Origin of the sequence: Actinosynnema sp. NPDC091369, assembly GCF_044757065.1 — a bacterium.
In the GTDB taxonomy this organism is placed as follows: domain Bacteria; phylum Actinomycetota; class Actinomycetes; order Mycobacteriales; family Pseudonocardiaceae; genus Actinosynnema.
Genome location: NZ_JBIVUG010000004.1, coordinates 616,057 through 637,023 on the forward strand (window position 1 = coordinate 616,057; position 20,967 = coordinate 637,023).

Annotated in this window: 11 protein-coding genes; 4 read left to right on the forward strand and 7 right to left on the reverse strand. The window is 70.0% G+C overall.

The features are described from left to right. The first annotated feature begins 392 nt into the window (after positions 1 to 392). The 3 genes from ACIQMJ_RS19370 to ACIQMJ_RS19380 are packed head-to-tail and all read left to right on the forward strand — an operon-like array spanning position 393 to position 4,907. Positions 393 to 2,996 (forward strand): CHAT domain-containing protein, encoded by a 2,604-nt coding sequence (locus tag ACIQMJ_RS19370; RefSeq protein WP_499762351.1) that lies wholly within the window; start codon positions 393 to 395, stop codon positions 2,994 to 2,996. Next, positions 2,993 to 3,331 (forward strand): CATRA system-associated protein, encoded by a 339-nt coding sequence (locus ACIQMJ_RS19375; RefSeq protein ID WP_499762352.1) that lies wholly within the window; start codon positions 2,993 to 2,995, stop codon positions 3,329 to 3,331. Before ACIQMJ_RS19370 ends, ACIQMJ_RS19375 begins: the two co-directional genes overlap by 4 nt. Continuing rightward, positions 3,309 to 4,907, forward strand: coding sequence for a CATRA conflict system CASPASE/TPR repeat-associated protein (locus ACIQMJ_RS19380; RefSeq protein ID WP_499762353.1), 1,599 nt, complete (start codon positions 3,309 to 3,311; stop codon positions 4,905 to 4,907). Before ACIQMJ_RS19375 ends, ACIQMJ_RS19380 begins: the two co-directional genes overlap by 23 nt. A 3-nt stretch (positions 4,908 to 4,910) precedes the next feature. On the opposite strand, the gene ACIQMJ_RS19385 is transcribed toward ACIQMJ_RS19380, so the two are convergent. Next, complete coding sequence (locus ACIQMJ_RS19385) at positions 4,911 to 8,111, reverse strand: CHAT domain-containing protein (RefSeq protein ID WP_499762354.1); 3,201 nt, start codon at positions 8,109 to 8,111, stop codon at positions 4,911 to 4,913. A gap of 54 nt (positions 8,112 to 8,165) precedes the next feature. On the opposite strand from ACIQMJ_RS19385, the gene ACIQMJ_RS19390 reads away from it, so the two are divergent. Then, positions 8,166 to 8,726, forward strand: coding sequence for a hypothetical protein (locus tag ACIQMJ_RS19390; protein ID WP_499762355.1), 561 nt, complete (start codon positions 8,166 to 8,168; stop codon positions 8,724 to 8,726). Positions 8,727 to 9,627: 901 nt separating this feature from the next. Here the strand turns inward: ACIQMJ_RS19390 and ACIQMJ_RS19395 are convergent. The 6 genes from ACIQMJ_RS19395 to ACIQMJ_RS19420 all read right to left on the reverse strand — a co-directional run bounded on the left by ACIQMJ_RS19395 (position 9,628) and on the right by ACIQMJ_RS19420 (position 20,965). Beyond that, a complete protein-coding gene (locus ACIQMJ_RS19395) occupies positions 9,628 to 12,717 on the reverse strand; it encodes an NACHT domain-containing protein (RefSeq protein ID WP_499762356.1) in 3,090 nt (1,029 codons plus the stop codon). Positions 12,718 to 13,095: 378 nt separating this feature from the next. Next, positions 13,096 to 14,607, reverse strand: coding sequence for a PDDEXK-like endonuclease domain-containing protein (locus ACIQMJ_RS19400; RefSeq protein WP_499762357.1), 1,512 nt, complete (start codon positions 14,605 to 14,607; stop codon positions 13,096 to 13,098). An 11-nt stretch (positions 14,608 to 14,618) separates the two neighbouring features. After that, complete coding sequence (locus ACIQMJ_RS19405) at positions 14,619 to 14,888, reverse strand: hypothetical protein (RefSeq protein WP_499762358.1); 270 nt, start codon at positions 14,886 to 14,888, stop codon at positions 14,619 to 14,621. Further along, positions 14,870 to 18,307 (reverse strand): AAA domain-containing protein, encoded by a 3,438-nt coding sequence (locus tag ACIQMJ_RS19410; RefSeq protein WP_499762359.1) that lies wholly within the window; start codon positions 18,305 to 18,307, stop codon positions 14,870 to 14,872. The genes ACIQMJ_RS19405 and ACIQMJ_RS19410 overlap by 19 nt, the downstream gene beginning before the upstream one ends. A 241-nt stretch (positions 18,308 to 18,548) precedes the next feature. Continuing rightward, positions 18,549 to 20,078: a hypothetical protein gene (locus ACIQMJ_RS19415; RefSeq protein WP_499762360.1), complete on the reverse strand. Its 1,530-nt coding sequence runs from the start codon at positions 20,076 to 20,078 to the stop codon at positions 18,549 to 18,551. Between the two features lie 479 nt (positions 20,079 to 20,557). Then, the gene (locus ACIQMJ_RS19420; RefSeq protein WP_499762361.1) at positions 20,558 to 20,965 is read right to left on the reverse strand and encodes a hypothetical protein; all 408 of its coding nucleotides are present in this window, start codon (positions 20,963 to 20,965) and stop codon (positions 20,558 to 20,560) included. Between the last annotated feature and the right edge of the window lie 2 nt (positions 20,966 to 20,967).

The following is a 20,967-nucleotide window of genomic DNA, read 5'->3' on the forward strand; positions in this document are numbered from 1 at the left end:
ACCCCACGCGGGAGCGGTGCGCGGTCAAGCGGTCTTGGACGCCTTTCCTCAGCAGCGTCGCCCCAGCACGGGAGTCCGTCGGACGCGGCGACGGTCGAGCAAGTGCGCGGACTCCGCACTTCTGCGTACACCGATGCCGCGCACCGAACCAGGATCACGTGACGCTTCAGCGACTGGTCCTGCTCCAGGCCGGTACTCACCAGCTTGGAGGATCTGATGACCACACGACCTGGCGTGAGCCGTCCGACAGGTGAACGCACGCGAGGACGATCGCGGCACCGGCTACCGCGCTCGCCGTGGTGGCGGACGTCAATGCTGACCGCGACCCGAGATAAACCCGGGCAGGCGGCGGCCCCAGCGGGTTCGCGCGGGCGAACCGGGCACCGACGCCCATGACCGACTTCGACGACTTGATGGCTCGGGCGAGCGGTGCGGTCGACCGACACGACCTGGCGGAGGCCGAGCGCATGCTCGACGTCCTCCTCGCGGCCCAGGCCCCGGACGCCGCTCGGCGCGCCCGCGTCCTGATCGAGTGGGCTTGGGTGCGCGGTGCCCGCGGCGCCCACGATGACGCCGAGCGGGGGTACGCGGAGGCCGTCGCGCTCGCCGAACGAGAGAGCCTGGCCTCGTTGGAGTGCGAGGCGCTGCGTGAACTGGCGATCGTTGCCCGGTACCGGGCCGACTTCCCCCGCGCGGATGCCCTTGCGGAGCGCGCGGCGCGCAAGGCGTCCTCGATCGGCAACGCCTTGGAAGAAGGACAGGCGCTGTTCGTCCGCGCCACGATCGCCCATCACCAGGACCGTTTCGCCCACGCACGCGACATGTTGCACGCGGCTCGTCGGGCGGCGGCAGCCCATCACGCGGCGGGCGGTGCGCCTGAGCAGGTCGAGCTGCTGCTCGCCAACGTCTACCGGGAGGAGGCCGTGTCGGCGCGCATCGCCCGCGATTACGACACCGCCCGGGCCCTGCTGACGGAGGCCCGCGACCGGTACGCGGCCCTGGGCAGGCGCGTGGGCGTGGCGAACACCCTGCGCGAGATGGGCGCCGTGCTGGAGCAGGTCGGTGATGAGGAGGGTGCCCGCGAGCGCTACAGCGAAGCCTTCACCGCCTACCTGCGAGCGGGTCGGCGGCTGGGTGCGGCCGCCGCCGCCCGGCGGCTCGGCTACCGGGACGTCGTCGCGGGCACCCGGGACCCGGCGCTGCTCGACCGCGCGGCGAAACGCCTGGAGCAGGCCCGTCGACTGGGTGCCGGCGAACCGACCAGCCATGCGACGGCCACCCGCCTGCTCGCCCAGGTGGCCAGACTGCGTGGACGGTTCGAGGACGCCGAGGCGATGCTGGACGAGGTCCACGATGCGCTCGTGGCAGGCGGCGAGCCGGACGGACCACATCGCGCACTGTCTGCCGTGGCCTTGGAGCGGGGGTTCCTCGCCCGCGCCCGCGAGCTGCCCGACGAGGCACTGGCGCACTTCACCGAGGCGCTCGACCTGCTCGACCACGACGCCGACCGCGGTGCGGCGAGCATCGCCCACCACCAAGTAGCGCTCCAGCTCGCGGCGGCAGGCCGGTTCACCGACGCCCTCCCGCACGCTGTCGCCGGTTTCCAGCTCGACGAGGACGACGGCAGGCAGCTCGCCGACCCGACCCACCGCCGCTCGTTCTACATCGACAACAACGCCACCTACGCGCTGGCCATGCGGTGCGCTGTCGGCACAGGTGACGGCCGCACCGCGCTCGCGGTCGCGACGGCCGCGCGCGCGGAGGCGCTGAGCGCGTTCGTACGCGCCGGGGCTCGGTTCAGCCCGGACTTGCACGACCTGGTCACCCGCATCACGCTGACCACCGCCGAGGGCGACCCGGATGGAGCTCTGGCCGCGCTCTACCGGGAACTGGAGCACGCCACCTCGACCCAGATGCGCCGCGCCCTCGGCGGCGCCACGCCCGACGAGGGTGAGATCCTCGCGAGCCTGCCGGAGGGCGGTCATGCCCTGCTCGTGGACGTCTTCGAGGACGACGTCACCGTCTGCACCCGCGTGTGGCTCAAAGCGGGCAGGGAACCGGTGGTCGACGTGGTGCGATTGCCCGACTCGGTGCACGAGCTGATCGACCGGTACGCGCGGGCGGTGGACGACGCGGGGTGGGGACACCAGCTCGACGCTCTCGCTGAGCTGGGCACCACGGTCGTGCCACAGGCGCTCGCCTCGGAACTCCTCTCCGCACCGTCACCGCCGCCGCTGATCTTGTCCACGGGCAGTCTGCTCGGCCCCGTGCCGGTGGCCGCGGCACGGTTGGGCAACCGCGTGCTGGCCGAGTTGGTCCACCTGACGCTCGTGCCATCGTTCCCGCTGTGGGTGTCGTTGCGCTCCCGCCCACACCGCACGGGTGATGGTGTCCTCGCTTTCATCGACCCGCGACTGCCCGGGTCCGCCCGTGAGCGCCGTGCGCTGACCGACGCCCTGTCGCCGGTGTGGCTCACGACGGCCGCGGAGCTGCGGGACGCGCTGACCACCGCCGACAGGTTCTCCGCCGTCGTGATCGGCGCCCACGGGTCTCCACCCGTCCTCGACCCCGATGCCTACATCGACGGCCCGGCCCGCGCCGGATTGGCCCAGGCGCTGTCCTTGACCGCCACCGACCAGCTCACCGCTGCCGAACTGCTCACGGCGTCCCTGCCCGACGGCTTCATCACGGCGTCCTGCTGGTCCGGCCGCGTGGTGCCGCTGGCGGCGGCCGAGCCGTTCGGGCTGCCGACGGCCGCGCTGCTGGCCGGCGCGCGGTGGGTGCTGGCGGGCACCGCCGACGTGGGCGGCATCACCGGAGCACGGGTGATGGGCGCGTTCTACCGACATCTGCGCGATTCGCCACCCGCGGAGGCGCTGCACCGCGCGCAGGTGGAGTACTTGGCGCGCAGACCCGACGCACCGCCGTCGGCGTGGGCGAGCCTGTGCGTCATCGGTGATGGCTTCACCCCGGCGAACACGAGGGACGCAGGATGAGGAGGAACGAGAGGGTGCTGGACGGGGACATCGTCAAGGACGTGCGGGTGGTCCTGGACGACCTGGTGCAGTGGGAGATGACGGAAGGGCGTTGGCGAGACGTCGCGAACTTGGTCGGAGCCCTGGCTGCGGCAGTGCGCACGGGCGAGGCTGACGTGATCCGCGACGCGACCGACGCCGTGGAATTCGCCGCGCCGGTGCGAGTCACCAGGGTCGGTCAGGAGCCGGTCGTGCCGCCGCCGCCGTTCGTGCTGGAACGCCGCACCGAGACGCTGGACAGCCTGCGGGACGCGGAGGGTTCGGAGGAGGACGATGACCGGTCCGACGCCGACTGAGCAGGAGCTCATCGTCCACGCCTTCGCCCCGCTGGGAGGGCGGCGGGCCGGTCGCGCGTTCGAGCAGGTGCGGTCGATCTGGCAGCGGTGCCGCGACCTGCTCGGGGTCACCCACGACATCGCCGGCACCGCACTGCCCACCGAACCGCCCACCGCGGTCGGTCCCGGGCTCGATGAGCCCTTGGCCGCGGCGCAGAACGAGGCCGTCGACATCCAACTCCTGCTACGTCGCCACCAGGACGTGCTCAACCTCTCGCTCGTCTTCGCCGCTCCGGTGGACGCCGGCGCGGCGTCGTTCGTGCCGCCGGGCTGGATCGAGTTCGACCGGTGGTGGTCGGAGGTCGCGGGCGAGAACACCGGCGCGCTGCTCGGAATCGCCCGTGTCCATCAGGCGAAGCCGTCCAGCGGGTGGTCGAGGGAGCGCCTGCCGGCTCGGCTGCACGGTCGGATCAGGTGGGATTCCCCGCAGCCGCTGGATGACGACATCCTGCTGTGGGAACCCTCCCCGTCCTCCGGGCCGGACCGGGACCTCGTGGTCACGGCGCCTGTCGGGCAGGACGACCGGCTCAGCGCGTGGACGTGGAGCCGGGGTGACGTCGCCCTGCCGCCGTTGGCCCGCTACCTGGCCAACGCCGCCAAGCTGCGCCACCACATCCGCGTGTGGCAGCGTGACCAGTTCTGGCTCGACCAGCTGCGCGCCCAGGTCGACACCAGGGTGGACGAGCTGCGGACCGATCTGACGCGCACCGATGTCGTCGGTGAACTGCGCGGTGACGAGATCGGGCTCGCTGTCGGCGCGGACCGGGTGGAGCGGATGCGCGAGTCGGTGTCCGCCGTGCGCCACAACATGTCGCTGCTGGTGCCCCGCTTGTTCGATGCGGATCTCGCGCTGGTCGACTGGTTCCACGCGCAGTTGGGTGACACGCTGGCCCTGCTCGACCGCAGCCGCGGCTTGGCCCGCGAGATCCGGGAGATCGCGCCCGAGCCTGCGCCGGTCCGGAGCGCCCCCAAAGCCGCGGGCAAGCGGTTCCGGCTGGGTTTCATGCTCGACGTCGTCGACTACGGCAGCCGATCCACCCCGGCCGAGGAGCAGGTCCAAGAACGCCTGGCGGCTCTGGTGAAACGCGCGGTCGCCGACCTCGGCCTGGACTTCGCCGACGCCGATCACCAAGGCGCGGGTGACGGCCTGCTGGTGTTCCTGCCCGACCACGTCGACGTTCAGCACGCTCTGCCACTGCTGCTAAGCGGTATGGCGCGGCGGGTCGCGGACGACAACGCCGTCTACCGGGACCGCATCCGGCTGCGCATGGCCGCCGATGTCGGCCCGGTCGGGCTCGCTGCCCTCGGCTTCGGCGGCAAGGTGACCCTCACCATCGGGAGGCTCCTCGACAGCCCACCCCTGCGGGCGGCGGTGACCGAGCGCCCGGGGGCGGACTTGGTCGTGATGCTGTCGGACCGCCTCCACGACTACGTCGTGGGCGAAGGCGCCCCGGGGCTCGCCCCGGACGAGTTCGACCCCGCGGAGATCGTGGTCAAGAAGTTCACCGGGCGCGGTTGGCTGTGGAAGGGCCGGTAGCCGTCACGCCCCCACGTGGACGTGGGAAGCCCAGACGGTGGGCCTGAGGCGGTACCGGTCCCGCATCCGCACGGTCACCTCGTGCAACGACGACGCGGTGTGCGCGACGTCGTGGTCGCGCGAGGCGAGGGTCGTGTAGACGTCCTCGGCGACGGTGGCCGCCATCCGGTCGTTGATCGGCCACAACGTGCCGATGACGTGGGGGTAACCGGCGAGGAGGAACGCCGAGGCGATGTGCACGGCCTCGTCGGCGAGTTCCGGCGACGTCACCGCGGTGTCGCACGCGGACAGGAACGCGAGCTCCGGTGCTTCGAGATCGAGGCGCGAGATCTCCAGCACCCGGAGCGGGTTCTCGTGGTGGTCGTGCACGAGCAGGTGGCTCCCGGACGGGTCGGTCGGGTCGCTCGTGGCGTGGCAGGCGAAGTGCACCCGCGGGCTGACGGGCAGCCGCGACAAGACCGAGGCCCGCGTCGCCTGCGTGCCGACGAGCGTCCGCACCGACGGCAGGATGCGGCTGATCGCCTCCACCTCCCTGCCCGCGTACTGGAGCCGCGGTTCACCGGGGGTGTCCGGCATCGCCACCGCCAGGGTGTCCGGCACGCTGGTCGCTCGTCGTCGGCTACGGGCATGCGCGAGCGCGCGGATCGTGGGCGCGTACGACGAGACGACCAAGTCCAGGACCGAGCGCCGCTCGGAGGGATCACGGTGCCGACCGGCGGCGTGCAGGGGGAGCAACCCCAACAGCCCACAAGGCATCCACCACACACGAGGAGCGGTTCCCGGAGCGGGCTGGAGCACGTCGAGCACCGGACCGGTGACCGAGTCCCAGAGCCAGGTGAGCACGTCGTGCAACGCGCTTTCCGTGTCGCGCACGGGAGCCGGGCCGCCCTGGCGCCCGAGAGCCGCCTGGAACGCGACGAACCTGTCGTGCACCGATCGCGGTGTCAGGTTCGGCAGCGGCTGCACACGGATGCCTCCGGGAAAGATGATCAGCGCGTCGCCGCGGTACCTGCTGACGGTGAGGACCACGATCGGACCGTCTTGCGCCACCCGGCGCAGGTCTTCGAACCTCGGTGCCAGCAGGAAGGTTTCCAGGCCCGGGACGGCGCGGATGCGCTCGACCAGTGCGTCGAACTCGGCCGCTAGTTCGCGACGGCGGTCCGGGTCCTCGTCCGGCGACGTCTCCCGGTCGGTGTCCAGCAGCGCGCACAGGTCCGCGAACCGCTCCGCGAACCGCGGCGCGAGCTCACGCAGCCGAGCCGATTCGGAGCGCGGTTCCAGCGCCCGCGCCAGCAGCACGCCCCGACCCGTCTCCAACAGTTCGACCGCACGCTCCGGCCTGCCCGCTTCCAACGCGCAGGAGGCCGCTTCCGAGGTGAGTCGCGAGAACTCAGCCAGCCAGTGGTTGCCGTCCGTGCGGACCAGCCCTCGCGCCGCCAGCCTCGGCAGCAGTTCCACGGCACGGCTGAAACCGCGGAGGGCATCGTCCACCCGGCCCGACTTCCAGGCCAGCACTCCCCAGCTCCACGCGGCACGCACGCGCAGCACCGTCCTCGCGTCCTCCCGGTTCGCGACGGACTCCAGCAACCGGACGGCCTCGTCCTCCAAGTGCGCGCCGAAGATCGGGGCCGCCGACTCCAACGCGCCCGCCAGCGCGTGCTCGCACACCGCCCGGTCACTGTTGTCGACCGGGGTCTCGAGAACCGCCCGTCGTGCGAAGGCGACGGCCTCCTCGATCGAGTCGACCGCGCCGGTCCTGACGTGGTGCATGCGCAGCACGTTGACCACCGTGACCAGCAGTTGCCCACGCCTGCGACCGGCGACCTCCGAACGAGCCACGGCACGTGCGAGGGTCAGCGCCTCGTCGAAGGCGTCCGAATCGTCCGCGTCTTCGGCCTTGGCTCGCAACGCGGACAGCAGGTTCACCGCGTGGTAGGCCCGGTCGGGTTGGTCGGCCGGGGTGTTCGCGACGGCGGTCCGCCCCCACCGGATCGCCTCGTCCAGTGCCGCGACGTCACCGGTGCGGTCGTAGTTGCTGATCAGGCACGCGGAGAGGGCCGCCTGGTATTGCGCGTTCTCCGAGCTGTCGTCCGGCATCGCGGCCAACGCCGCCCGCACCGAGGCGATGGCTTCCTGCAACGCGGTCAGGTCACCGTTGCGGTTGAACTGCGCGGCGAGCAGGGTCGCCAGGTTGTAGCGACTGCTGACCTGCGACGCCGTCCCGGCCGGGAGGTGCTCCACCGCGCGTCGGGTGACGGTGATGGCCTCGTTGAGCGTCTCCTGCCGACCCCCGTGGTCGAAGCGTGCCGCCAACGCGGACCCGAGGTTGGTCAGCGCCTTGGCCAGGTCCGAGTCGGTCGCGACCTCGACCGCGGCACGGGCCGACTCGATGGCCTCGTCCAGGACGGCGGCGTCACCGCCGAGGTCGAACAGCCGTCGGAGCACGACGCTGTGGCCGAGCAGCGGTGCGACCCGCCGGTGCCTGCCGACGTCGATCCGCAGAACCGTGCGGTGCCTCGCCGCGGCCTCTTCCAGGGCCGCTGGGTCACCGGTGCGTTCATGCGCCATCCGCAGGCTCTCCGCGAGGTTGTACTCGTGCATCGCGCGTTCGGCGTCCGGTAGCGGACCGGCCAACTCCCCGCGGCAGACGATGATCGCCTCCTCCAACGCCGCGAGGTCATTGGTGCGCTCGAACAGCACTCGAAGCGCACCGACCAGGGTCGACACGCGCATCGGCCGCGATGGTGAGTCCGGCGCGGTAGCGGCGACCCCGTTCCGGAAGAGCGCTACCAGAACGCGCGCACCGGGGACGTCCGCCCCGAACCCGAGCACCGGTCCCGTCAGGTAGGCCAACAGGTCCCACACGCTCACGTCGCGCGCCGACACGCCGTCGAAGAGCGGCAGCGGGGCCCCCGCCACGATCCGGGGCAGCGGCTCGGGCAGCGCCACGCCACCCTCGTGGGCGATTCGCAGCAGAGCGACAGCCGTGTGCACCTCCGGACGTGCCCGTTCGTCGGCGAACGCGCTTCCGCGGCGCCAGTGCAGCAGGCCGATCAGGAAGCAGGTCTCGGCCACGTCCTCGGTCGACGTCGTGAGCGTCGCCAACTCCTCGGCGTCGACGAGCAGGGCGTTGTCCAGGACGGCGTAGGGGTTACCACCATTCGCGAGCTTGGCTCGAATACGGGAGATCAACAACTCACGCATGTAATCCTGGTTCCCTGCCGTTCGGAACTCGGACGACAACGGCATACTGGTGCCATGCCCGACATCGTCACTGAACTGCCGCGTATCGTCGTACGCGCGGCCAAAGCGGAACTCCACACTACCGGAGCAGTTCCACGACCCCAAGTCCACTTGCTCTCGAACGATCCCGACCAGCCGTATTCCGGCTACCTGATATGCCGGAGGTTCTACCGGGGCGCCGACGCCGTCGCGGCAATTGCGGAACTGGGCGCGCTACCGTCGGCCATGCGGTCGAGCCGGCTGGTCGTGCTCTGGGAGCACTTGGACCTCTCGACTGCCCTCGAACTGGGTGGCGAGCCGTTCCCGATGGCGTTGACCCTGGTGGAGGCCACTCTGGACGACCACGTCCTGCACTGGATCCCCTTCGACCCGGTGCCGACCGGTCAAGTGGTGGACGGTGTGCCGACCCTGCGCCTGGAGTGGGGTGAACCGGGACGCTACGAAAACGTGCCGCTTCCCGCACCGATCACCGGACTGCTGCGCCGTTGGCGCGAATTGCGGGGCGACGCCCGGTCGACAGCCCGCGACCTCGAAGAACGTGGCTACATGTTCAACAGTGCCCGACGGGCGGGATAGAACCCGAGGATCAATCATTTCCGCACGCGTTGCCCTCGTTCTTCGTCGACCTGCGGCCAGGACGCCCCGAAGCCCGCCTCGGAAGCGCCGCGAACAGCGTGCCTGCCATCCACGAACGTGAAATTCCAGAACGCATGTCGGGCGTCGGCGACGGCCCCACGCGACTCGCACAAGGCGGACATGCCGATGGATCGCGGGCGTGGGTGGCGGACCGGTAGTCCGCGGACCGAATGCGGTGCTCGGCGCAAACCCTCCGAGAAGGAGCTTTACTTCTGGTGGGCGAACACCGGGACGACCGCCATCGGCATCGACGTCTGAGCCCTGTGGTGGGAGTGGACGCCGGGCCCCTCATCGGGTCGGTCCGCAACCAGTTCGGCGTGCCCGCGCTGTGTGGTCCCGTCCGTCACCAAGAACGGCGTCGCTGCTTTGGATGTGGCGGGCATCAGCAGACACGGCAGCAACACCGCCGCCACCATCGACGACCAGTGGCACCTCGGCAGTGGGCCCGACTCGTGCCGTCGAAGGGCGACAACACCCTCAGCCTCGGACCCGCCGGCACCGGACCACCAGCATGTACCCGACCCTCTCCGGGTGAGCCGGCCCCGTGGGTGACGACGTCGGTGGCCTCCACTCTCGGCCACGACGGCTCGAACGGCCTCTGGTACCGCAACTGCCAGGTCATGATCGGCAAACACCTCGCGCCTCTCGTCGTGTCGGACATCGGCGGAGGCAAGGGCGTCGGCGACATCGGAACGGCGGCACCGCCTACGGGAAAGCGAGCACCCACCTCCGCGACGCTTCCTCTGCCTTCAACGCGACAAGCAACAACCGGTCAGCACCAGGCGCGGCGGCAAGAAGCACGTCGCCTCCTGCCACCGCACCGGGTGATCATCACCGGGTGTCAGCCACGCTCGGCCACGAGTCGCCAGAAGGCGGCGACCGACTCGTCATCGGTGTTCCGGTCGAGCAGCCTGCCGACCGATTGGATGCGCACGTGCAGCACCGGAGGGCCGGCCGCGGAGACCTGCACGAGTGACGCCGCCTCGGAGTCACGCAGCGTCCGGATGAACTCCACCCACAGCCGAACACCGCGATCGAACTGCCAGCGGGTGTTCACCTCCGCCGGCTCGAGGTTGCGCTTTGACACATAGATGGACTCGGTGCGGTTGGCGATGTTCTGGAGGAAGAACGTCGCCGCGTCCTCCAGCTCATTCCGGTCGTCGTCCTCCACAGGCGGAACTGGAGCGCCCATGTCGTGCAGTCCGCGTTGGATCTCCAGCGGCCTCTCCCGGAGCGAGTCCTGCTGGACCAGCAACCGCACTGACGTGTCGTCGAAGGTTTTGATGCCGCTCAGGCTCCGACCGCTTTTCTTCACCCACAGCGCGTCGACCACGCACCCGGTGAACCCCACGTTCCAGTTGCCCGTGGGTGGGAAGGTGAGCGAGTCGAAGCTGCAACTCCGGAAATCCAACTTCCCGACGCGTACGCCGGTCAAGTCCAGTGATTCGAACGCGGCGTCGGTGACCTCCTCGACGTCGACCTCACGGGTTCGACGGATGAGCGACTCCCAGATAGAGCCCACGTTGGCGCGGAACGGCTTCTGCCGTTCGACCGGCAGGTCGTCGACGCGATGGAGGCTCCCGGTCAGCAGCAGGTGCGTGCGCTCCGGCACGAGGCGGACGAGTCTGGATACCGTGGCGACGCGCCACTGCGTACGACCGAGCATGTCGACCACGCGTTCGTACTGGTCCTGCTTGAGCTCGCGCACGATGGCGTTGGCCAAGAAGATGTCGTAGAACAACTCGTGCTGGAACGTGAACCGGCGATCGGCCGTGGACGCCCCGGACACCGCCAGTCCGCAAAGGACCGACAGCCGGTTGGCGAGGCCACGCCGACTCGTCAGAGCGTCGTCACCGAGGACGAGTTGGACGGCGAGGGTCAACTCGTCGAGGTCCACCTCCCGGGCGCTCTGCTCGGCCATCAGCTGTGCCAGTGTCTCGAACGTCGCCTGCAGCTCGTTCGGCTCCATGAGGGGACGTCCCTGATCGCCCGGCATGATGAGCTTCGTCGCCTCGCGCTTGAGGTACTGCTCCAGGATGACGTCGGGCAGTGACACGGTGGCGACGTTCGTCATGGCCACCGCCTCCACGTACACCCTGGCGAAGAACGGCAGGCCGAGCAGCTCGCGGTCGTCCAGCCCCAATCGGTCCCGTCCCGCCGGGTCGACGCCGTGGTGCCGCAGGAACTTCTCCACCTGGCTGTCGGTCCAGCGCTGGACCGACGCCACGCGGTGGTCGATGGCCAGGTTGCGGTTCTGCTTGTTGTTGGCGATGCTCGAGCGGTACTGGTTGAGGTAGTAGGACGAGCGCGCCGATACGACGAGGACGCCGCGACCACTCATCGCCTCGATCCACTCCCTCAGCGAGCCGAGCGCGTTGTCGTAGCCGACGCCGCCCAGCAGCTCGTCGAAGCCGTCTACCAGCAGCGCCATGAGGCCGTTCCGGCACAGCGCCCGGATGTTCTCGACGTTGAGGTTCCGGGTCGCCGCCGCCTCGGCATTGATGACGGTCTGCAGGCTGTTCGACGCCTGCCCGGTCGAGCGGACGTAGAAGAACAGCGGCAGTCGCTCGTGCGGAGGCGTGTCGTCGCTCTCGGCTTCGACCTCGCGGGCGCGGCTCAGCGCCGCCGCGACGAGAGTGCGTGTTTTGCCGATCCCGGCCTCACCCGCGATGAAGTAGAGCCTCGTTGTGGATCCCCGCGCGGCTAATCGCTCGTCGATCTGCCGACGCAGGTCACCGAACGAGATCGTGCTCTGCCCGGCCGAGATGCCATCGGGGTACGGCTCCTGCAAGCCGGCCAGCCGGACCATCGGTTCGATCAGCATCGAGGAGTCCTTGGTCCAGCCGAGCGTCGTCCGTTCTCCGGCGATGAGTTGCTCCTCGAGCAGCTCGAGGTTCTGGCGGACGCTCTTGGCGACCACGGCCCAGTTCGAGAGCTGGCGGAGGAACCCGGGGTAGGACACCCACCGCTCGGACTCCGGGGACCACCACTGCCGCTGTTCTCCCTCGCCGAGCCGGAAGCGGTCGTACCGGAACTCCGACCCGGTGCTCAACGCCCGCACCCACATCATGCTGATCTCACCGTCCAGCTCGTCGTGGTGAGGCTGGTGGTCGCGGTCGCGGAACCCGTCGAGGTCGGCGCGCAACTCGTTGACGAAGTCGGGGAAGGTCCGATCCTCGGAGGCCGGCACCATCGCGGCGCTCAGCGCCACCACCAGCCGCTCACCGTAGCCTTCGACGCGAACGTCCCGCTGGCTTGCGCGGATGTAGGTCGGCGTCAAACGGCTGAAGGTGGAGAACACGCACCAGCTCCCGGTTTCGTCCGAGCAGACGAACGGCCAGAGCGAGAGCCGCTTGGCCGACCACCGGAGTTCGACCTGGTCGAGGCCACTGCCGTCGGACACCGTCGACACGGAAGCGCCGTCCAGGAACCCCCTGATCAGATCGGACACCACCTCGGTGGTGGCACCCACGCGCTGGGCGAGGTCATCTCCGTGATGCCCGGCTGGAACAGGACCGCCGTGGAACACGTGGTTGCGCAACTTCACCAACGTGCCGAAGTCCGGGTCCCGACCGTCCCGCGCCTGGACCGCCGCGAGGACGGAGTCGACCAGCTGCGCGGTCGCGTCACCGTCGGACTGGGTGGAGCTGCGCAGCAGGGAGGAGGCGCGTTTCAAGAAGCTCAGGAACGCGCCGAAGCCGGGCGACCGGCTCAACCGGACCTGGTCGGGGTCCATCTCCCGCAGCGCCGCAGCCGCACACATGGTGACGAATCGGAGTTGGAAATCAGTGGTGGCCAGGTGGACGTGCACGGTCGCACCGCCCAGGTCACGAGGGCGGTATCCGGATTCGAGCTCCTCGTACCGGTCGACCGCGGATTCCACAATAACCTCCAAGGTGGTGTGACCGACGCGCTGAAGCGCCAGCTTCATCGCTGGAGGCTCACCAGGCGTTACGCCCCGCAGGGCACGCATTACCGAGCGATGCATCATTCCGCAGAATTGCGTCAAATCCTGGGGTAATTACCAGCCCGATGGCCCAGCTCAGCGACCGCCGGATCGAGGTTCTCGCCGTCACGCGAACCCGATCCTCCCTCATGCCTCCGATCCGCCGGGGAGCCTGACTTGGCTTGGAGAGGCGCCGGCCGGGCCCAAGTCCTGACAGCCCGGGCCCGTCCAACCGCTCCCGGTCAGGATCGATGCGTTGCGGACCAAGCGCTTGACCAGGCACCTGCGTTCACTACAAGAACCGCAACCCGTCGCAGTCCGACCGCTTGATCCACCAGAGCGCGATTCGCCCTCATAACGGAATCACGATCGGATGGCCTGGACGGCGGCGAAACGGTTCTTGACGTTGTCGGTGAGCCGCTTCAGACCCAGCAACTCCAGCACGGCGCGCTGCAACGCCTCTTCTTCCCCGCTGCCGTCCCGCTCGGCAACGTGGTCGAGCAGAGCTGCCAACTCACGCGGTGGCACCTCCTCGAAAGACCTCGGCCCCAGGTGGCGCATCCGCACCTCTGGCTGATCGGACACCCGGTACGTGCGTGGCTTGACACCGCTCTCGCCGAGCGGGTTGTCCTCGATGAGCCGCCCTTCGCGCACCGCTTGGGCAATGGCCTTGTTCAACTCGCCCGCGACCAGTTTGGTGACCCTGATGGAGCCCGAAGTCCGAACGTAAGCGGTGTGCAATCGGTTGCCCAACACAGGACCTTCGGCTTCAACGAGGCGCACCAGGCCGTCGATCATGTCCCGTCGTGACGCCTCGGCTACCTGGATCACGGACCCCGCGAACGTCTCGTACGCAGCCAGCACTGAGCGAGCTGCCGACGGCGCCTGTTCCGCGATGACAACGGGTGGCAACGCGCCCTCATGGCCCACGGCCACCGGTACGGGAAGCTCCGGGGCGTCTGCGGCCATCACGAGGTCGGACACCACCAGGGACTCGTCCGCCCCAGGGTCGCACCCGACCTCCGGAAGCACCGGCTCAGGGACGACCGAGTCGGGCACCACGAGTTCAGGCATCGTCGTCGAAGGCGGACGCTCTCCAGCCGCTACCTGTGACCGCGACACCGCGACCGACGGATCACCACCGTCCGAGACCCAGCCCGAAGGATGGATGTCGAGCTCCTGCAACGCCTCCCACAGCCGGGCCATGACCGCCGGCCGGTCCGCGTAGAACTCCGACTCGCGGAGGCGGAAGAACCTCCAGCCGCACCGCTCCAGGTCGCGCTGCCGGGCCATGTCGCGCTCGTACGCGTCCGGCCCGTGCCACGCGTCACCGTCGCACTCGACCGCCAGTCGGGCCTTGGCACCCACGACCACCAGGTCGATCCGGTAGCCCTCGGCCGGGAACTGCGGGACGACGCTGTAGCCCCGGTCGACGAGCCGGTTGAACACCCGCTGCTCGAACAGCGAGTCGAACGGCTCCACCTTGCGGTCCTCGGACACGGCCGTGTGCCTGGCGTCTTCCACGCCGTCCACCCGTCCGGACAACGCATAGCAGTAGTCCAGCAACTGGAACCGCATGTCCTCGGGGTTGCCGAGGTCGGACAAGCGCAGGGAGTGGAACACCCACATCTGGTCCTTGGCACGGGACGCGGCGACGTTGAAGCGCTGGACGTACAAGTCCTGGGTCAGCGCCCCGATCCGCTTGCCGGGCTCCGCCGCCTTGACCATGGACAGGAACATGACGTCGCGCTCGGATCCCTGGAAGTCCGCCGAATCGCCGCAGCGCAGGTCGCGGGCCTTCCACTCCTCCGGTGGGATGCGTTCGAGCAGGCGCTTCTCGATCCTCTTCGCCTGCGCGCGGCCGAGGAGCGACACGACGCCGAACGTCAGGCCGTCGTACCGCGGGTCGGCGGCGCACTTCTCGATCTGGTCGACGATGCGTCCGCCTCGACCGGGTTGACCTTGTCGGTCACACCGCGCTCGTAACCGTTGTCGAGGAACACGGGCTTGATCGGTTCCAGGCGGTCCGCGCCGTACTGGCGCACCGGCACCAGCCGGACGCCGTCGGGCTCGTAGGCGATCCGGTTCGAGAAGCCGATGATCTCCGGCACGCATCGCCGGTGCTCGACGAGCGTGGTCATGCCCTCGAAGCGCATCTTCGCCTCGTCGAACAGGCTGCGCTTGGGATCCTGCCACGACGCGCGGTACGGGTCGTCCCACAGGTACTGCTCGGCGAGGTCGCGCAATTGCTGCTGGTCGGTGCCCACGGCCGTGGGCGAGACCTGCTTGTCGTCGCCGATGACCACGATCTTGGGCGCGAGGTACTGGAGGAACGTCGCCTCAAGTCCCGCCTGGGACGCTCGTCGACGATCACGACGTCGAACATGTCCGGCTGGACGCGGAACTGCTCGGCGATGCGGTAGACGGGCATGATCCAGACCGGCACCGCCGGGCGGCAGCGGTCCATGGCGGCCTTGATGTCGGCCCGGCGCTGGTTGGCGTAGACACCGGTGCCCTTGCCGAGCAGCTTGACCAGCTGGGCGTACTGGAGCAGGTCGGCCCGTGCCTTACCGGACAACCGCTCCGGCGAGACCGCGTGGCCCCAAGCGCGTTCGGCTGCCAGCCTCTCGACCCGACCGCGCACCTGTTCCTCGACGTGCAGCACCTCGAGCTGGAGGGCGTTGACGTCCTCGCCCCTGCGGCCGACCACCCATGTCCGCACCGCGGCCCACGCCCACGCGGCGTCCCAGTCGGCCAGCCTGTCCACCCAAGCAGGATCCGACGGGTCCGCCGACACAGCCTCGTGCACCTGCGGCAGCAGGCGGGCCAACGCCGCCGCGATCTCGTCCCGACGACGTGCCACTCCGGCGACCCCGGTCAGCCGCGCCAACCTGTGGTGCGCCACCGCGTACGACTCGTGGTCGCGTTCTTCGGCGGCCTGCGCCAGGTGCTTCACGCAGGGCGCGGCGTCCGCCCTTCGAGCCACGTCGGCGATGGTCCGCACCACCTCCAGCAGCGGCACGGTGGCCGCGGTGCGCGCGTCGGACGCGGCGGCCGCGTCGACGAGCCGGGCGTAGGTCTGGACAGCGTCGAGGTCCGTCCAGTTCGGACGCGGAAGGCCGAGTCCCGCCAGGTCGCGCTCCTCGCTTTCCAGGGCTTCGCCCAACGCCAGCACGCGGCGCAGCTGCTCCAGTTCGGTCACGTGCCACTGGAGTCGTTCGCTCAGCGTGTCCTCGGCGGGGATGTGCACCGAGTCGGGCCACGCCCGGTCCAGCGCGTCCAGCGACCTGGTGGCATCGGCCCACATCAGGAACAAGTCGAGCTGTTCGGCGCTCGTGGGCGGGACGCCGTTGACCCGGACCGCCTGGAACAGGGGCTGGCCCTGCTTGACGGCCTTCGGGGCGAACGCACCGGTCTTGGGTGAGCCGTCCGGGTTGGTCTTGAGCTTGCCGCCCTCGCCGACGTGTGCGCGCAGCGCGCCGGCCAGGGCGACGAGCGCGCCCATGTCGGTGGAGGCGACCTGCACCTCGGTCAACGGGCCGAGGCGGTCGACGAGGGGGCTGACGCGCCCGATGAGCTGCGCGACCTGGTTCCCGCGCGACCGCCAGTGGTTCGCCCGGGTGGAGAGGACGTCGGACAGCGCGTCGTTCATCCACTGCTCGCGTCGGCGCGACAGGTCTCCGGCCTCCCGCGCGAACCCGTTGAGCCGCTGTCGCAGCACCGTCCGAGTGGACTGGTCCAGGCGGCGGACGGCGTCGAAGGCGGTGTGCTGCGTGAGGCTGCCGTGGCCCTCCTCCGCCGCGATGGCCTGCCGCTCGGCGGTGACGAGCGTGAAGAACGGCTCGGGGGTGGGTACGTCGGCGAGGGGCACCAGTTTCAGCCGCGACTCGGGCTCGTCGGCGTTCACCGCGTCGTCCACGAGGATCCGGTGCCACTCGACGATGTCCCTCGCCGGGATCGGCGACGGGGCGACACCGCTCACGGTGGCCAGGTCTGCCACCCATCCGAACCGCTCCCGCTCCGCTTCCACGCGTCGTGCCAGGGCGGCGAGTGTGCCCCGGTAGTCACCGATCTCGTGCTCGGCCACCTCTTCGCCTCGCGCATCGAGCAGGCGCCGGTACAGCCCGGCCCGGCGCAGGCGGAGTCCCTCGATCGCGGTGACGTGATCCTCGACGGCCCGGCGTGCGGCTTCGGCGTCGTACTCGCCGGCGACGTGGCTGATCCGCTCCACGGCGACCTTGAGGTCGGTCAGGTCCGAGCGCGACGAGCCGACGACCGAGACGGCCAGCGGTGCGATGGCCTCGGGCAGCTTTGCCCGCACTTCCTTCAGAGCGCGGTCGGTGTGCGCCGTGACGAGCACGCGCTTGCCCTGCGCGAGGAGGTGTGACAGCAGAGCGGCGACGGTGTGGGTCTTGCCCGTTCCGGGCGGGCCCTGGACGAGGGTCTGGGCCTTCGCGTCGACCTGGGTGAGGACGCGCAACTGCCGGTCGTTGACCGGCAGCGGCAGGAAGAGGTCCGTGTCGATTTCGACCAGGGCACCGGCCTCGGGCGAGCGTTCCGCGGCCGGACGGTGATCCGGGTCGACGAGCGGGAGCAGCCCGTCCGGGACGACGCCGGATTCGCCGAGCTGCGCGGCGACCGAGTCGAGGATGTCGACGATCCCCTGCCGCGAGCGCCTGCGCAGGACAACGGCTGGGGCGAACGCCGCCACCGCGTGCGGGCCGACCTTCTGCGCGTCGTCCTCGTCAAGGTAGGCGGCGTCACCGTCGAGGGCGTGCGCCAGGCGACGCAGCACACCGCCCACCACCTCGCGGTGCAGGACGGCGGCGGCGACCTCGCGTGCCTCGTTCCTGATCTGGACGACGTGCTGCGGGTTGGCGACGCGGCCGGGGTCGAGCATGTCCAACTCGACGTTCAGCCCGTCGGCTACCTCGGTCTGCTGGAGCGTCAGCTGCCCGGTGGCGTCGTCGAAGTGGATGACGGCGGGCACGGTCACGAGGTGCCGCCGCACCACGTGGTGGCCGGGCGGCGACCACGACAGGCAGCCGACACCGACGACGAGTTCGAGTTCTTCAGCGTGTCCGGCCGCGGTGACGTAGGCGGAGAACAGGTCGTTGTAGACGTTCCGCGCCGGTCGATCACCCCGCTCGCGTTCGGCCCACTCCGACCAACGCGCTTCCCACGCGACGTGGGCGTCACGGGTCTCGGGGACGTCATCGAGCGCGGTGCGCTGCTCGCCCTCGCCGATCGACTCGCGCAAGCGGGGTGGTGTGGCCGGGTCGTCCCACTCCCCGTCCAGCCAGGGCCGCAGCTCCGCCTCCGGCTCAGGCGGCTGCTGGTGCGCGATTCGCTGGACCGTGAGCAGGGAGGCACCGGGTTGCGGCGAGTCCTCCCGGTGTGCGGACCGGATGGCGGGGTGGTTCGGCAACTGCCCGAACCACAGCACCGAGTCGTAGCTGTCGGTGGTGCGGGGCGAGTTGGACTTGAGCTGCTGACTCCGGGCGAGGAACTCGAAAAGCCGTACCGCTCGATCAACCGCCGCACCCCGCGGATTCGGAGCAGCGTCGTCGTTCACCACAGCCGTCCCCCCTTCATCACCGCCGAACAGACCATCGTGGTCATCGTCCAGAGGGCGCAGGGCGATACAGCCGATACCACACCGTTACCGCGCAGTCCGCATTTTTGCGGACCGCGCTGCATCGAATCGAATTCACCGACGTTACGGGAACAATTGTCATGAAAAAGCCGTAGAAACCGGCATCCACCTGCCAGTGAGCCGCCGGGCCTGGTGCCAGGTCCGGCGGCGTGGCGGCGGATCAGTTGTTGCGTTCCACGTACATGCAGTACAGGTCGAACCCGCCGGGGCGGGCGTCGAACTGCTTGGTCAGGTCTCCGCTGCCCTGGAAGTCGGCGAGCAGGTGGTGGGTGCCCTCGCCCAGGCCGACGGCGAACAAGGGCCGGCCGACCGGCGAGTTGCACGCGTCCCCGCCCGTGCCGAGGGCGTGGTACTCCGGACAGCTCGTGCACGGCGGCAGGGTGAACTCGTGCGCGGTGGAGCCGGCCAATTTGATGGTGATCTCGCGGTTGACCGTGTTGAAGAAGGTGATCGTGATCGGGCCGCCCGCGCCGAGCGGTGCGGGCACCGGCACCCGTGCGCCGGTGCCGATGGCCACCTGGGCGGCGATCTGGGCCGACTTGGCCTGCGGCAGGTCGCCGTGCTCCGGGAAGGTCCTGATGAACCGGTCCAGCGTGGTGATCGCGACCGTTGCCTCGCCGTCGCGGAGGTCGCTCAGGCCGCAGTCGAGCATGGCGCGCGGGTACTGGGTCTTCGCCTCGCCCGCCACCTTCGCGGCGGCCTTGTTGGTCAGCTCCGCGAAGAAGGCGAGGACGTCCACCGCCTCGCACGGCTTACCGGCCGCGACCGGCGCGGTGGCCGCCGCGAACAGCGCGTCGAACGCCGCGGGCACTTCCCCGGCGGCCGGCGTGTCACCGAACTCGTCGGCGATCGCTTCGAGCGCGGTGGCCCCCGCGGCGGCGCTGACGGGCGGTTCGGAGGTGACCTTCTTCGCCAGGCGCAGGTAGGCGTCGGCGACCTCCGGGGCGAACGACTCGTCCTCGGCGAGCAGGTCGCGGTAGACCTTGATCGAGTCAGCCAGCCGGCCCTCGTCGCGCAGGCCGCGGGCCCACGTCGTGTAGGTCTTGACGAGCTCGTCGCGGACGAACGGGCGCAGCGGGCTGTCCGGGTGGTCACGGCGGAACTGGCCGTAGCGCTGAACGGCGGTGGCTTCGTCCTCGGAGTCGGCCGCGCGGGTGAAGTCGGCGCACTCGGTCAGCCCACGGTTCGCCGCGGCGACGTCCGAGCTCAGCGTCAGCTCGTAGGGCCCGGTCACCGCCTTGAACTCGCCGGTCGCCGCCGTGCAGTCACCGCGGCCCTGAGCGGCGAGGCCGTCGTCGTAGGCGGCGCGGCCCAGCACGCCGTACCCGACGTACGCGCCCACCACCGCGACCACCGCGATCGCCCCGATGACCGCGGGCCGGCGGTTCGCGACCGGCGGGTGCTTCACCGCGATGCGCCACGCGTCCAAGACGAGGGTTACGAGCCAGACTGCCGCCAGGATCCCCCACAACCACGGGTTGGCCGCCGCGTTCGTGGCGAACGCGATGACGACGAGCACGACGGTGAGAACGGCCGCCGTCCACGCCTGCCGACGCCGGCGCAGGTAGAAGTAGCCTGCGCCGGACCCGGTCAGGTTCAGCAGCACGGCGGCTGCGGTGGACCTCGGCGCGGGCGGCGTCGGGGGGATGCGCAGGATCGGGTCGGTCGGCGTCGGGTCGACCCACGCCACGTGCTCCTCCGGACCGGCCGGCCGGGCCCACGGATTCGCCGCCAGGGCGGGGTGACCTGCCGGGAGTTCGGAGGAATACGCGACGGCAGGCATTTCCACGGCCGGTGATGCAGCGACCGGCGGTTCAGGCTCGATGGCCTGCGCCGCGCCCGGTTCCGCCGCTGCGGGTTCCGCCGACGGTGCGGCGGCCTCAGCGGTCTCGGCGGTCGGTGGCACCTGCTCCACCGGCTCCACGACCGCGGCCTCGGGCGGCGCCGGTTCGGCGGCAGGCGGTGATACCGGCGGATCAGCCGCCGGTGGCTGTGCGTTCGATCTGTCTTCGCTCATCCCAATCCCCCACAACGGTCTCCCCGACCTGATCAATAGGGGACCACACCGCAGTCACCGCATGCATGGCTTATCGGTAACAACATGGTCGTGGACGCAAGGAGAAGGGGCCCACCGGATTTCCGATGAGCCCCCTCCGCGTGGTTCCTCCGTCAGCGGTCGAAGGGCTTGTACGCGTCGTCGTGCAGCCAGCACGCGTACTTCGACGACACGTGCGCCGAGGTCGTGTAGGAGCCCGAGCAGAACCCGCCCCACTCCATCATCTCGTAGCGCACGACCTCACCTTCCAAGCGGTACACGAACACACCGCCCCCGGTGGCCCACAGCGGTGCGACGTCCTCGCCCACGATCTCGTCCACCTCGTCCGAGGACATGTCCGACATGTGGAACACCAGCAGTTCGTCCCACTCCCAGTCGGTGAACTCGGTGAAGAGCCGCTCTTCGTCGTGCCCCTCGACGTACGCCTTCACGTCATCCGACAACGCGCGGTTGAACTCGGGGTCCGGCGCGCACGCGACACAGGCGAAGAGCGCAACGAGGAGCAGCCACGTCACGCGCACGC

Bases quoted from the DNA above. Each gene is read 5' to 3' on its own strand.
- ACIQMJ_RS19380 (WP_499762353.1), top strand. From the start codon at position 3,309: ATGACCGGTCCGACGCCGACTGAGCAGGAGCTCATCGTCCACGCCTTC.
- ACIQMJ_RS19375 (WP_499762352.1), top strand. From the start codon at position 2,993: ATGAGGAGGAACGAGAGGGTGCTGGACGGGGACATCGTCAAGGACGTG.
- ACIQMJ_RS19390 (WP_499762355.1), top strand. From the start codon at position 8,166: ATGCCCGACATCGTCACTGAACTGCCGCGTATCGTCGTACGCGCGGCC.
- ACIQMJ_RS19395 (WP_499762356.1), bottom strand. From the start codon at position 12,717: ATGAAGCTGGCGCTTCAGCGCGTCGGTCACACCACCTTGGAGGTTATT.
- ACIQMJ_RS19385 (WP_499762354.1), bottom strand. From the start codon at position 8,111: ATGCGTGAGTTGTTGATCTCCCGTATTCGAGCCAAGCTCGCGAATGGT.
- ACIQMJ_RS19370 (WP_499762351.1), top strand. From the start codon at position 393: ATGACCGACTTCGACGACTTGATGGCTCGGGCGAGCGGTGCGGTCGAC.
- ACIQMJ_RS19405 (WP_499762358.1), bottom strand. From the start codon at position 14,888: ATGCGCTTCGAGGGCATGACCACGCTCGTCGAGCACCGGCGATGCGTG.